At 38.3% G+C, this 13,197-nt stretch carries 13 protein-coding genes; 11 read left to right on the top strand and 2 right to left on the bottom strand.

All coding sequences use genetic code 11. The features are described from left to right. Nucleotides 1–5: 5 nt before the first annotated feature. Together NPX99_RS04115 and NPX99_RS04110 are read right to left on the bottom strand one after the other, a co-directional pair. Complete coding sequence (locus NPX99_RS04115) at nucleotides 6–428, bottom strand: HIT family protein (protein WP_269030637.1); 423 nt, start codon at nucleotides 426–428, stop codon at nucleotides 6–8. A 123-nt stretch (nucleotides 429–551) separates the two neighbouring features. Beyond that, on the bottom strand, nucleotides 552–1,013 hold the full coding sequence (locus NPX99_RS04110; protein WP_269030636.1) for a RidA family protein: 462 nt from the start codon (nucleotides 1,011–1,013) through the stop codon (nucleotides 552–554). Nucleotides 1,014–1,158: 145 nt separating this feature from the next. On the opposite strand from NPX99_RS04110, the gene NPX99_RS04105 reads away from it, so the two are divergent. From NPX99_RS04105 to lpxA, 11 genes are all read left to right on the top strand, one after another. After that, entirely contained in the window at nucleotides 1,159–1,983 is an 825-nt protein-coding gene (locus tag NPX99_RS04105) for a cell envelope integrity EipB family protein (RefSeq protein ID WP_269030635.1), read from the top strand. 158 nt (nucleotides 1,984–2,141) lie between these two features. Continuing rightward, nucleotides 2,142–2,936, top strand: a complete 795-nt coding sequence (gene rpsB / locus NPX99_RS04100) for a 30S ribosomal protein S2 (RefSeq protein WP_269030634.1) — start codon at nucleotides 2,142–2,144, stop codon at nucleotides 2,934–2,936. Nucleotides 2,937–3,041: 105 nt separating this feature from the next. Then, entirely contained in the window at nucleotides 3,042–3,965 is a 924-nt protein-coding gene (tsf, locus tag NPX99_RS04095; protein ID WP_269030633.1) for a translation elongation factor Ts, read from the top strand. 156 nt (nucleotides 3,966–4,121) lie between these two features. Then, a complete protein-coding gene (gene pyrH / locus NPX99_RS04090) occupies nucleotides 4,122–4,841 on the top strand; it encodes a UMP kinase (protein ID WP_269030632.1) in 720 nt (239 codons plus the stop codon). 37 nt (nucleotides 4,842–4,878) lie between these two features. Next, nucleotides 4,879–5,439 (top strand): ribosome recycling factor, encoded by a 561-nt coding sequence (frr, locus tag NPX99_RS04085; protein ID WP_269030631.1) that lies wholly within the window; start codon nucleotides 4,879–4,881, stop codon nucleotides 5,437–5,439. 756 nt (nucleotides 5,440–6,195) lie between these two features. After that, complete coding sequence (locus tag NPX99_RS04080) at nucleotides 6,196–7,011, top strand: phosphatidate cytidylyltransferase (RefSeq protein ID WP_269030630.1); 816 nt, start codon at nucleotides 6,196–6,198, stop codon at nucleotides 7,009–7,011. A gap of 15 nt (nucleotides 7,012–7,026) precedes the next feature. Then, complete coding sequence (locus tag NPX99_RS04075; protein ID WP_269030629.1) at nucleotides 7,027–8,166, top strand: M50 family metallopeptidase; 1,140 nt, start codon at nucleotides 7,027–7,029, stop codon at nucleotides 8,164–8,166. Nucleotides 8,167–8,369: 203 nt separating this feature from the next. Then, nucleotides 8,370–10,766 (top strand): outer membrane protein assembly factor BamA, encoded by a 2,397-nt coding sequence (bamA, locus tag NPX99_RS04070; RefSeq protein ID WP_269030628.1) that lies wholly within the window; start codon nucleotides 8,370–8,372, stop codon nucleotides 10,764–10,766. A 64-nt stretch (nucleotides 10,767–10,830) separates the two neighbouring features. Continuing rightward, a complete protein-coding gene (lpxD, locus tag NPX99_RS04065; RefSeq protein WP_269030627.1) occupies nucleotides 10,831–11,877 on the top strand; it encodes a UDP-3-O-(3-hydroxymyristoyl)glucosamine N-acyltransferase in 1,047 nt (348 codons plus the stop codon). 1 nt (nucleotide 11,878) lies between these two features. After that, nucleotides 11,879–12,346, top strand: coding sequence for a 3-hydroxyacyl-ACP dehydratase FabZ (gene fabZ, locus NPX99_RS04060; protein ID WP_269030626.1), 468 nt, complete (start codon nucleotides 11,879–11,881; stop codon nucleotides 12,344–12,346). 25 nt (nucleotides 12,347–12,371) lie between these two features. Continuing rightward, nucleotides 12,372–13,196, top strand: coding sequence for an acyl-ACP--UDP-N-acetylglucosamine O-acyltransferase (gene lpxA, locus NPX99_RS04055; RefSeq protein WP_269030625.1), 825 nt, complete (start codon nucleotides 12,372–12,374; stop codon nucleotides 13,194–13,196). Nucleotide 13,197: the final 1 nt, after the last annotated feature.

Here is a 13,197-nt window from a genome sequence, read left to right as displayed (position 1 = left end):
GCGCTTTAAAGGGCTGCACGGATTTTTTTTGCGTTCTCTTCAAGGATTTCTGTAGGTGTTATAACATTATTATGGGGTGCAAGCTCTATTCCTTCCATACGTGGTATGATGTGGAAATGGAGATGATAAATGGTTTGTTGACTTGCTGCTTCATTCAATTGCATGACTGTTATACCATCTGCGTGAAAAGCTTTTTTTACAGCATTGGCGATTTTCTGAACTGCTTTAATGACTGGAAATAATGTTTCAGTATCCGCATCCAATAGGTTCCTAGAGCCTTTTCGGGGAATAACTAACGTATGTCCTGGGGCTTGTGGCATGATATCCATGAAGGCAATGACATTATCATCTTCGTAGACACGAACAGAAGGGATTTCATTGCGAATCAATTTAGCAAAAATATTGTTATTGTCATAAGCTTGTTTCATACAAATATTTCCTTTTATGCATTTTAATTTTAAGACTGGAGCGTGCAATGGTTGGTATAGGGTTAAAAAACAAATTTTGCACTTGGTTATCACTTTATGGTGATACGCTGTTCTTGATAAAGTTTAGATTTCTATAATAGCTTCAACTTCTACTGGAACATTCATAGGAAGAGAGGCGACACCAATAGCAGAGCGAGCGTGTTTTCCTCTTTCACCAAGAATATTGACAAACAAATCAGAAGCGCCATTGGCAACAAGAGGAATATCGGTAAAATGAGGATCTACAGCTACAAAAACGGTGATTTTTATGACGCGTTTTATTTTGTTTAAGTCACCAAGAACTGCTTTGATTTGTGCTAAAATATTGAGTGCACAAGCTTCAGATGCTTTTTTTGCTTGTTCAATGCTAACAGTTAAGCCGACTTTACCGATTGTTAGTGGTTTTCCCTCAACAAGAGGGAGTTGTCCAGAAATAAAGAGTTGATTGCCACTTTGTGAAGCTGTTAAGTAATTGGCAATGGGATTCACTGCTTCGGGAAGAGTAATTCCAAATGTTTTTAAGTTGTTTTCAATCACGTTGGTCATAATTTAAACTCCGTAGCTTATTCTACAATATATCCATTGCATAAACTAATTTTTGATTTAAGGAAATGTGTGGTTAATTGAGAAGTTAGTCTTTTTTGCCTTATTATATGGTGTTATGCAACGGGGACAGAATTGGAAGTTGAGAATGAACAGATCATTATTTGTAATAATTTTATATGTTATTCTTTTATATCCTGCGAAGGCTGAAGAGCCCGTTTTTATTGTACCTCATCGAGCAATTTACGATTTTCATCTCGACAGTGTTTCTCATGAAATGACAATTTCTGGGATGTCTGGGCGAATGGTTTACGAACTCACAGGTTCAGCATGTCAAGGCTATACGACACGCTTCCGTTTTGTCAGCCGTATTCAGAGTGAAGATATGCCAGTACATTTAACGGACCAACAGACAACGAGTTATGAAACGGGTGATGGCCGTATGTTCCGTTTTAGTGTTACAGATCAAGTTGGACAAGAGGTTGTACGTCGCTCTCAAGGAGTAGCTGAGCGTATTCAAGATGGTATTGTCGTTAAATTAGAAAAGCCAAAGGAAAAAGAATATAAATTTGCAACAGCTGAATTTCCAATCATGCAACTCAAAAATATCATTCGCCATGCAAAAGCAGGTCATCATTTTTACTATGTTACAGTATTTGATGGAACAGATAAAGCAGATAAAGTTATCAAGGAAAGTGTAGTCATTGGGGAAAAGAAAACGCTTTTGTCTGATACTGAAACGGAAGAAATGAGAAAATTGGATGAAGAGAAATATTGGCCTGTTACAATTTCTTATTTTGATGATGTAGAAAAAAAAGATGGCTTACCAATCTATCGTACCAGTTTTCTCTTACATGAAAATGGTGTTATGCGTAATCTTCATATAGATTATGGAACTTTTGCAGTGCGCGCAAAATTGAATAGTCTTGAATTCCTCGACCTTGGGAAAAATAATGATCAATGTAAATATTAAATGGTTGCAGAAAATGACTTGAAAAAGAATCAAATATTAGTATGTTGTCCTCATTCCACACGCGGAGTTTGGGTGTTTGCGAGAAAAATTTAGCAGACGTCCGCCGGTAGCAGTTTTTTCTGCTTTTTCCGCGGAGGTTAAACCGGAAAGGATAAATTATGGCACTACCCGATTTTACTATGCATCAGCTTTTAGAAGCAGGCGTACATTTTGGTCACCAGACGCATCGCTGGAATCCAAAAATGACTCCTTATATTTACGGTCAGCGTAATAATATTCATATTATTGATCTTTCTCAGACTGTTCCTCTTTTGCACCAAGCTCTTAAACTTGTTTCCGATACAGTTGCGCGTGGTGGACGCATTCTCTTTGTTGGTACGAAGCGGCAGGCATCTGACATTATTGCTGATGCCGCGAATCGTTCGGCACAATATTATGTTAATGCACGTTGGCTTGGCGGTATGCTCACAAACTGGAAAACGATTTCCCATTCGATCCATCGTTTGCGTAAGCTTGATAAAATTCTTGCTGCTGAAGCTCAGGGTTTTACCAAAAAAGAACGTTTGAATCTTGAGCGTGATCGTGAAAAGCTTAATCGTGCGCTTGGTGGTATTAAGGATATGGGCTCCGTTCCAGATCTTATATTTGTTATCGATACAAACAAAGAAAATATTGCAATTCAAGAAGCAAAACGTTTAGGTATCCCCGTTATTGCTATTATTGATACCAATTGTGATCCTGATAACATTACGCATCCAATACCAGGCAATGATGACGCTTCACGTGCAATTACTCTTTATTGTGATCTTTTCGCGCGTGCTGCGCTTGATGGTATTGCACGTCAACAAGGTGCGATGGGAGTTGATTTGGGAGCTCAAGTTGATGCGCCTGTGGAACCCGTTTTGGAAAATGTGGAACCCGTTTTGGAAAATGTTGCTTCAGTTTCTGAGTAAATTAAAAAACGCCTGTTAAGGTACTTATTTCTAAAGAGAGATTACGGGCGTGCACAGATTTTATTTCTCGCACGCTTTTATTGTTACAAAATAAAAGAGGCAAATATGAGCATTACTGCTGCACAAGTAAAAGAACTTCGGGAATTGTCAGGTGCTGGTATGATGGACTGTAAAGCAGCGCTGGCAGAGACCAATGGTGACATGGAGGCCGCTGTTGATTGGCTTCGTAAAAAAGGAATAGCCAAAGCAGATAAGAAGGCTGGTCGTACGGCTGCTGAAGGATTAATCGGAGTTGCATCAAACGATTCAAGCGCGGTTTTAGTTGAAATTAATTCTGAAACAGATTTTGTAGCACGCAATGACGTATTCCAAGACATTGTACGTAAAGTGGCTATAGCTGCTTTAGGGACAAAGGGGGGTGTTGATGCTGTTTCCGCATCTCTTTACCCTAGTTCTGAGAAGACTGTAGAGGCTACAATTAAAGATGCGATCGGTACTATTGGCGAAAATATGACATTCCGGCGTTCTGCAAAACTCTCTGTTGAGAATGGCGTTGTTGCTACTTATATACATAATAGTGTGGCTGATGGGCTTGGTAAACTTGGTGTTTTGGTTGCCATTGAAACAACGGGAAATAAGGAAGCTGCTACCGCTTTTGGTCGGCAAGTTGCGATGCATATTGCTGCAACTAATCCATTAGCTCTGACCGCGGAAAATGTTGATGTGAGCGCTGTTGAGCGTGAAAAAGCCATTTTTTCAGATCAGGCGCGCCAGTCTGGGAAGCCTGAAAATATCATTGAAAAAATGGTAGAAGGGCGCATGCGTAAGTTTTTTGAAGAGGTTGTTCTGCTTTCTCAGGCTTTTGTTATGAATCCTGATATGAGTGTTGAATCGGCTTTAAAGGATGCTGAAAAGTTGATTGGTGCACCCGCGAAAATTACAGGGTTTGTGCGCTTCGCATTAGGGGAAGGTGTGGAAAAAGAAGAGACTGACTTTGCAGCAGAAGTTGCAGCGGCCGCAAAGGGGTAGTGGTTTTTAAATTATTGTCAGAGATTTTAAACTATATCGTTGGTTATGAAATTTTTGATATAAAATGTATAATTATTGAGAGGGCGTCACGTGATAAAGTGGTGCCCTTAGTGGTGTCGAAAGCAAAAAATAAATGTGCTTTTGGGGAGATTGTCAATGACATTAGCGCTACAATATAAACGTATTCTTTTAAAGGTTTCTGGTGAAGCCCTTATGGGAAAACAGAGCTTTGGGATTGATGTTTCCGTTGCAGATCGTATTGCCGCTGATGTTGCTGAAGTGCGAGCATTAGGAGTAGAAGTTGCTATTGTTATAGGTGGGGGAAATATTTTTCGTGGAGTTGCTGTTGCTTCACATGGTGGGGATCGTGTGACAGGTGATCATATGGGAATGCTTGCAACTGCTATTAATTCTTTAGCATTGCGAACATCGTTGATAAAGCTAGGGGTTGAGGCAGTTGTATTGTCTGCGATTGCTATGCCACAAATTTGTGAAAGTTTTTCACAGCGTAAAGCAATAGGTTATATGAATCAAGGAAAAGTCGTTATTTTTGCAGGCGGTACGGGTAATCCATTTTTTACCACTGATTCTGCTGCTACTTTACGTGCAGCAGAAATTGGTGCAGATGTTCTTTTGAAAGGAACACAAGTGGATGGTATTTATTCTGCAGATCCAAAGCTAGATCCTACAGCTAAACGTTTTGACCAATTAACACATGTTGAGATTTTGCAATGGGGATTGTCTGTTATGGATACAACAGCGGTTACTTTAGCACGTGAAAATGGTGTACCGATTATTGTATATTCCATTCATGAAAAAGGTGGTTTGGCTAAAGTGTTGAATGGAACTGGACGGTTTACAATAGTGTCGGAATGAAGATAATCTTCAAGGCTTAATTGAAGGAGACAGAAATATGAATGTTATATCTATTATGGATGATCTGAAACGTCGTATGGATGGTGCTATTTCCGCTTTTAAACATGAATTAGGTGGTTTGCGGACTGGACGAGCTTCGTCTAGTTTATTAGAACCTTTGACGGTTGAAGCTTATGGTTCTGTTGTACATATAAATCAGGTCGCGAATATTTCTGTTCCGGAGCCGCGGATGCTTTCAGTTTCTGTGTGGGATAAAGCAATGGTAGGAGCTGTAGAGCGTGCTATTCGTGATTCTGGTCTTGGTTTGAACCCCATTACTGACGGTGTAAACTTGCGTATTCCTTTACCTGAATTAAATGAAGAGCGCCGTAAAGAGCTTGTAAAAATTGCACATCAATATGCAGAACAAGCGCGTGTTGCTACTCGCCATGTCCGTCGTGATGGTATGGATAATTTGAAAAAATTAGAAAAAGAAGGTGAAATTGGTCAAGATGAAGCGCATGGCTTATCTGACAAAGTTCAAAAACTCACGGATGAGACTATTGCTGATATTGATAAGATTTTGGCTATAAAAGAAGCTGAAATTATGCATGTTTAAGGCGGCTTAATCACTAGAAAATATTATATCTATATTGTATAACATCTTTTTATGGATAAGAATGAGTAATAAAGTATTTTATTAATAGAGAGCGTGAGGCGAGAAGAAGTGCATTTTAGTCCATTTCTATGTTGTAAGATAAAATTGATTTGAAGTAGCAGATATTTTTAAGATCTTTATCTAAATATTGAAAGAGATTCTCTGCTAAAGGGAGGGGGGGGATGTATAATAAGAAAATAAAAAATTGTACGCATTTTTTTGCATTAGCTGATAAAAATATTTTCGTTATTTAGATAAAGATCTGAGGATGTCATTCAAATCTTTCATGGTAGATGTTTGAAAAAAAATGTAACGTATAGATTCTATCTTAACTTTGCTACTTTCATTATGAAAAATGCAGTTTGCCGCAGCTTATTTTCGGATATATTGAGAGGGTGATAGAAAAATGTTTTTACACGAAGAAAAGATCAGATCTAAATTTCACAATTTCTATAGGAAATAAACGGTAGTTTTTTTTATTATTTAAGATAGACTAAAGTGTTAGGAAATATATGTGTGAATGTCTTTTAATACGTAATCCTTTGATGTTTTTTCACTTTTTAGTCTTATGAACGCTATCTTGGTATATCAAATCATGTATAATAGATTGTAAAAAAATCTACAAAAGTATGAACACAGAGGGTCCCCATAATAAAGGTTTTTGCTTGCGTCAATTTTTGAGTTTGTATTTTCTATTTTTATTTTTTGGATAGTGTTTTGTCTAATCTTATTTATCGTATTTTGACTGCTTTTGTTTTTGGCATCATTGCTTTGTGTTTAACATGGTTTGGAGGAATTTTATTTTTTTTGTTTGTGTGGGGTATTGGCGGTTTTATTCTTTATGAATGGATGCATATTACTAAAGAAAAATGGCATGTTTCACAAAAAATATTAGCAAGTATTTTTTATTTGATTTTTGGTTTTTTTTTGCTATTGGGCGTTTCCGCTTCATTAATTTTTTGTATTTTGATCGTTTTGGCAGCAGTGTTGGCCATTGGGCCTATGAAAAAGACTGGTTGGGTTTTTTCAGGGTTTTTATATGCATCTTTTCCGGTTGTCGCTGTATCCTTTTTACGAGGCTCTGAAACGTTAGGATTCCAAACTGTTGTTTTTTTATTTACGATCGTATGGGGAACGGATATTGCTGGTTATTTTAGCGGACGGGCATTGGGTGGTCCTAAGTTAGCACCACAATTTTCTCCTAATAAAACATGGGCAGGGGCGATTGGTGGTACGGTTTTTGGAGTTTCTGGTGGTATATTAATTGCTTTTCGATTTTTTGACATCAATTTAACGAATTTTTTTGTACCATTGCTCGCACTTGTTTTATCCATTGTTTCGCAATTAAGCGATTTAGGACAATCATGGCTAAAAAGACAATTTTCTGTTAAAGACTCTAGCTCTTTCTTGCCTGGACACGGTGGCTTTATGGACCGTATGGATGGTTTGGTGGGGGCTGCTTTCCTTCTTTATTTAATTGGTTCGTTTATGTCTAATATGGATACACCTTTTAATTTTTTTTGTATGGTTTAATTGGGAGGAAATATTTTGGAGCTTTTAAATCATATGATCACTGTAGGCGATTTGCTTTTAAGAGTTTTAAGTGTTCTTTTTGTTATTATGATTATCATTTTTGTGCACGAAATTGGGCATTATCTTATGGGACGATGGTGTGGTATTAAAGCATCAGTTTTTTCGCTTGGATTTGGTCCAAAAATAGCGGGATATACAGACAAACATGGCACGCAATGGCGTTTAGCGCTTATTCCTTTAGGGGGCTATGTAAAGTTTATTGGAGATGAAGAAGGGGTAAATGTGCCATCATCTCCGATTGTTAGCGGTTCATTTGCTAGTGCGCATGCTTGGAAAAAAGCCGCAACTGTTTTTGCTGGTCCCTTATTCAATGCTCTTTTTACCATTGTTATTTTAACATTTTTTTTCTTCATTTATGGTCGTATAGCCACTGAACCAATTGTTGGTTCTTTAGTAAAAGATTTTCCTGCTATCCAATCCGGTTTGGAATTAGGGGATCGTTTTGTTGAGATGGATGGACAACGAGTTGAAAGCTTTGAAAGTTTGATGAATTATATAGCTTTCCATGGTGAAGATCCTATAGAATTTAAAATAGAACGTATGGGGCAAGTATTTACGGCGGTGATTACACCCAAAGTGATTGAAAGAGATGATGGATTTGGTAATCTGGTTCAAACTAGTATGATAGGGGTAGGTGTTCCTGTTGATCCAGATAATCCTACGCGTTTAGATCCAGCTTATGTAAAATATATTCACTATGGTTTTGTAAGAGCTGTAAAAGAAGCATCGGAACGTGCTACGTCTATTGTTACGCAAACAATTTTTTTTATGGGTCGTTTAATGGGGGGAAAAGAAGATCATTGCCAGCTAAGTGGGCCTTCTAAAACCGTCAAAATTGCATGGAAAATAAGTGAGACAGGTTTTATCTCTTTGTTGAATTTTACAGCTTTTCTCTCGATAGGCATTGGTCTTATTAACCTTTTTCCAATCCCGCCACTTGATGGTGGACATTTTTTACTTCATGTCATTGAGGCTCTTACGAGGAGGCCAATATCTGCTAAAATTCGAGAAATTGTTTTCCGTGTAGGCTTTTTTGTTGTCCTCCTCTTTATGGTTTTTGCGTTCTTTAATGATTATTTTTGTTGGTTTAGCTAATAAATGATGGAAAATATTTTATAAATTAGGTAATAATGGAAAAAATAAATTAAAGGTCGTTTACCATGTCCACAAAATATTGTGGCGTCGTGTGTTATAATGAATTAAGGGGTGGAAAGTCTTGCTGTGAATAAAAAAGTTGTTATGGCAGTTAGCTTTTTGAGGCATCATGTCCAAGGAATAAGATAAGGTAAAAAAAGCCAATGACTACAAATTCGAAATTTTTAAATGCAGTATCTGTGTTGGTGTTAAATATGGGGATAGTTGCTCCAACAACAGCCTTTATGTCAAGTGCAATGGTTGGGGAAGTGCAGGCATCTGTGGTTCGTTCTATTGAGGTTCGCGGGAATAAATTTGTAAGTGCTCAGGTAGTTCGTGACAATATGGACATTAAAACGGGGCAGAGTTTTTCCAGTAGTGATGTCGATGCTGCGGTAAAGCGTCTTTTCGGATTGGGTTTATTTTATGAAGTGAAAATAAATCAAGTTGGTGACAAGCTGGTCGTGTTCGTCAAAGAATATGAGGTAGTTAACCAAGTATTGTTTCAGGGAAATAAATCTCTTAAGGATCCTGATCTTAAACGATTTATTTCTTTAAAATCGAATGAACCTTTTAATTCTGCTAAGCTTTCAGCTGATATTAATACGATTCGTGAAGCTTATAAGACTGTTGGTCGTAATAATATCACTGTAAAAGCTCAAACTATTAATTTGGGAAAAGGGCGTGTAAATATAGTTTTTAATGTTTCTGAAGGGCGGAAGACAAAGATTAGAAACATTGTTTTTAAGGGAAATCATGCTTTTGGAAGCCGTCGTTTGCGAGATGTGATTTCAACAAAGTCTTCGGGAATGTTCTCCTTGTTACTGGGGGGGGATGTTTATAGTGAGGAGCGTTTAGCTGCAGATGAAGAAGCTCTTCGTCGTTTTTATTATAATCGCGGTTATGCAGATTTTCGCATTGTTTCCTCCAAAGCAACTTTTGATGAATTGAGTAATACATATAACATTTATTTTGTTCTTGATGAAGGGGTTCGCTATAAAATTGGTGATATTCAGGTTGAAAGTGATGTTGATGGAGTTGACATTCAATCTGTAAAAGGGATTCTTAAAACTCAATCAGGGGATATTTACAGTGCAGAGAGTATTGAACAGTCTGTTGCAATTATCAACAATAAGGTTGCTGATTCTGGATATGCTTTTGCTAAGGTTGAGCCGCGGGGAAATCGTAATTTGGCAAATCATACAATTTCGATTTTATATAATATTGAACAAGGTCCGCGAGCTTATATTCAGCGCATTGAAATCCGTGGTAATGAAAAGACGCGTGATTATGTCATTCGCCGTGAGATTGATTTAAACGAAGGGGATGCTTACAATCAAACTCTCGTACAGCGAGCAAAGCGTCGTTTGGAAAGTTTAGGCTTTTTCAAAGCTGTTAATATTTCAATGGTTCCAACAGATCAGTCTGATCAGGTTACCTTAGTTATAGATGTTGTTGAAGCTTCGACAGGAGATCTTTCTTTATCTGGAGGATATACAACGGGTGGTACAAGCCCTGGTATGTCACTTGAGGTATCTGTTACCGAGCGTAACCTTGGAGGACGAGGTCAATATGTTCGGTTAGGATTAGGAGCTGGGCAAGAAAAGTCTCGTAATTACAATTTGTCGTTTGTTGATCCTTATTTTTTGGGTTATCGTTTATCTGCTGGTGTTGATATTTTTCGCAGTACTTACCGTGCTGATAAAGCATATGATGTGCGGCAGACAGGTGGATCGCTTCGGTTTGCCATACCTATTAATGATCAATTATCTGCCAATTTAGCTTATTCTTATGTGCAAGAAGAATATGATTTTGGTAAAGATTATGACTTAAACAAAGAGGCTGATATAAGAGAATTATATGGAAAATATTCTGGGGCAATTGTACAAGCAGCCAAGCACAGTCCTTGGAAACGTTCATCAATTAGTTATGGTTTAACCTATAATACTATTGACGATATGAAAAATCCACATGATGGGTGGTACGTGCGTGTCCTTCAGGAGTATGCGGGTCTTGGTGGAAATGCGAAGTTCTTGAAGACAACTGGTAAAGCGATGATGTATAAAACGCTTTCTGAACCAATGGATCTTGTTGGTTTGCTTTCTTTTGGAGGTGGCTATATTCATGGAATGGGTCGAGATGGTGTTCGTATCTTCGATATGTTTAAAGCAAATACTGATATGATTAGAGGATTCAAATACAATGGAATAGGTCCTCGACAGGTTTCCAATAAAGGTGAAGCTTCTTTCTTGGGTGGAACAACATATATAAATGCAACTGCTGAAGTGCAATTTCCTATACCTGTTGTGCCTGAAGGGTTAGGATTGCGTGGTGCTTTATTTGCAGATGTTGCAACACTTTATGGAAATAAGTATCAACCCGTTTTTCAGGGTGAGGCGCCTGTTACGCATACCAAAAATGCTTGGCGTTCGTCTGCAGGTGTAAGTTTAATATGGGATTCGCCATTTGGCCCACTGCGTTTTGATTATGCTTGGCCAATAAAGAAGCAGGAAGGTGACCGTTTACAGAAATTAAACTTTGGTATTTCTACGAAATTCTGATTTAAATTTTCTTGAGAAGGAAAAATTGAAGAGAATGGGTTAGGCTGGGAGAGAAAGTGTTTTGATGGCGGATACATTTTTTTTTACGCCGTCCCGGCGATTGACAGTTGCGAATGTTGCAGAGTTAACAGGTGCTAAACTTCTTAATCCAGAGTTTTCTAACACAGTTATAAATACTCTTTCTTCACTTGAGAGTGCTGTAGAAGGTTCGCTTGTGTTTGTGGAGCATCGGAAGTTTTCCGATGCTCTATTAGGCAGTTTGGCTGTTGCTGTTTTTTGTACGAGTGAAATTGTTTTTAAAGTTCCTGAATCTATGGCGATTTTGGTGACATCCACGCCGCAGCGTGATTTTGCACAGATTGGCCGCATCTTATTTCCTGATTCTATAAAGCCAGTGCCTTGGTTTGGCCAGAGAGAAATTTCACCACATGCGCATATTCATCCAAGTGCTAAATTTGCACATGATGTGTGTATCGAAGCGGGGGCTGTTATTGGCCGTAATGTTGAAATTGGTGCAGGGACTCTTATTTCATCCACTGCTGTAATCGGTGAAAATTGTCGTATTGGGCGCGACTGTTATATTGCCCCCAAGGTAACAGTTCAGTATTCTTTAATAGGAGATAGAGTTCAGCTTTACCCTGGTGTTTGTATTGGGCAAGATGGTTTTGGTTATGTTGGGAGTGTTTCTGGAATTGAAAAAATTCCCCAGCTTGGCCGTGTTATCATCGAGGATGGTGTGGAGATTGGTGCAAATACAACGATTGATCGTGGAACATTTGAAGACACCATTATTGGTGAAGGGAGCAAGATCGACAATCTCGTACAAATTGCCCATAATGTAAAAATTGGTCGCTATTGTCTTATTGCTGCGCAATGCGGAATTGCCGGAAGTACATCGATAGGTGATATGTCTCAACTTGGCGGGAGTGTAGGGGTAGCAGATCATATTGTAATAGGTAAATGCGTTCAAATTGCGGCTGGTAGTGGTGTTATGAATGATATTCCGGATGGAGAAAAATGGGGAGGAAGTCCAGCTCGACCATTTAAGCAGTGGTTCCGTGAAGTAGCGGCGTTGCGTAATATTGGCAAAGTTAAAAAGGAGAAAAGCTAATATGGTCAATACCGGAGAAATGAAAAGTCTAGAAGCTGTGGATATTGAAAAATTGCTGTCAATATTACCACATCGTTATCCATTTTTATTGATTGATCGCATCGTTGAAATTGATGGTGAGCAAGAAGCTATTGGTATTAAGAATATAACAATTAATGAGCCACATTTTACGGGACATTTTCCTGCAAAACCAGTTATGCCTGGGGTCTTGATTTTAGAGGCTATGGCACAAACAGCGGGGGCAATTTCGCTCTTAAAATTAGAAAATAAGCAAACAAATTTAGTTTATCTTATGACTGTTGATCACGCGAAATTTCGTAAACCGGTTGTGCCTGGTGACCAGCTAAAGATTCATGTGCAGCTTTTAAAAAAGAGGTCTGGTATGAGGCGTTTTTCGTGTGTTGCAAAAGTAGAGGATGTTCGCGTTGCTGAAGCAGAAATTGCTGCGATGATTATCGAAGAAGAGTAAACGATATTGATGGGAATTTAAAAATATGTCCGGTACGAAAATCCATCCAACTGCCCTTGTGGAGAAGGGAGCGCAGCTTGGTGAGAATGTACGAGTTGGGCCATTTTGTCATATTAGTTCAGAGGCTGTTATTGGTGATGGATGCAGTTTGATGAGTCATGTTGTGATAATGGGGAAGACAACGTTAGGAGCCAATAGTAAAGTTTTTTCACATGCAGTTTTGGGGGCAGATCCGCAAAATAATAAACATAAGGGGGGGCATACAACTCTTTCAATTGGTAAAAATTGTACGATTCGTGAAGGCGTAACAATGCATAGGGGCTCCGACTCGAGTATAGGAATGACGATTGTTGGCAATAATTGCCAATTTTTTTGTTATGCACATATTGCGCATGATTGTCATGTAGGAAATCATGTGACATTTGCAAATAATGCGATGATAGCTGGTCATGTTACTGTTGGTGATCACGTTATTATTGGTGGTGGTGCTGCTGTTCACCAATTTGTTCGTGTTGGGCATCATGCATTTATTGGTGGTGTTTCTGCGCTGGTTGGTGATCTCATTCCCTATGGGACAGCTGTAGGTGTACAGGCAAAACTTGCTGGATTAAATATTATTGGTATGAAGCGTGCAGGACTTGAGCGTAAAGATATTCATGCTTTACGTCATGCAGTTACTATGCTTTTTGATCATAGTAAACCGTTTAAAGAGCGTGTTAGCGACGTTGCTTCTATCTATTCTGCTTCTCAGTCTGTTATTGATGTCATTAATTTTATTAAAGAAGAAGGAAAACGTTTTTATTGCATACCGAAATTTGAAGATCATAGAATAAAAGAAAATAAGGATTAAA

It is taken from the genome of Bartonella sp. 220B (assembly GCF_026930205.1).
In the GTDB taxonomy this organism is placed as follows: domain Bacteria; phylum Pseudomonadota; class Alphaproteobacteria; order Rhizobiales; family Rhizobiaceae; genus Bartonella.
This window is presented reverse-complemented; position numbering and strand designations above follow the sequence as displayed.

Bases quoted from the DNA above. Each gene is read 5' to 3' on its own strand.
- NPX99_RS04115 (WP_269030637.1), bottom strand. From the start codon at position 428: ATGAAACAAGCTTATGACAATAACAATATTTTTGCTAAATTGATTCGC.
- NPX99_RS04110 (WP_269030636.1), bottom strand. From the start codon at position 1,013: ATGACCAACGTGATTGAAAACAACTTAAAAACATTTGGAATTACTCTT.
- NPX99_RS04105 (WP_269030635.1), top strand. From the start codon at position 1,159: ATGAACAGATCATTATTTGTAATAATTTTATATGTTATTCTTTTATAT.
- rpsB (WP_269030634.1), top strand. From the start codon at position 2,142: ATGGCACTACCCGATTTTACTATGCATCAGCTTTTAGAAGCAGGCGTA.
- tsf (WP_269030633.1), top strand. From the start codon at position 3,042: ATGAGCATTACTGCTGCACAAGTAAAAGAACTTCGGGAATTGTCAGGT.
- pyrH (WP_269030632.1), top strand. From the start codon at position 4,122: ATGACATTAGCGCTACAATATAAACGTATTCTTTTAAAGGTTTCTGGT.
- frr (WP_269030631.1), top strand. From the start codon at position 4,879: ATGAATGTTATATCTATTATGGATGATCTGAAACGTCGTATGGATGGT.
- bamA (WP_269030628.1), top strand. From the start codon at position 8,370: ATGACTACAAATTCGAAATTTTTAAATGCAGTATCTGTGTTGGTGTTA.
- lpxD (WP_269030627.1), top strand. From the start codon at position 10,831: ATGGCGGATACATTTTTTTTTACGCCGTCCCGGCGATTGACAGTTGCG.
- fabZ (WP_269030626.1), top strand. From the start codon at position 11,879: ATGGTCAATACCGGAGAAATGAAAAGTCTAGAAGCTGTGGATATTGAA.
- lpxA (WP_269030625.1), top strand. From the start codon at position 12,372: ATGTCCGGTACGAAAATCCATCCAACTGCCCTTGTGGAGAAGGGAGCG.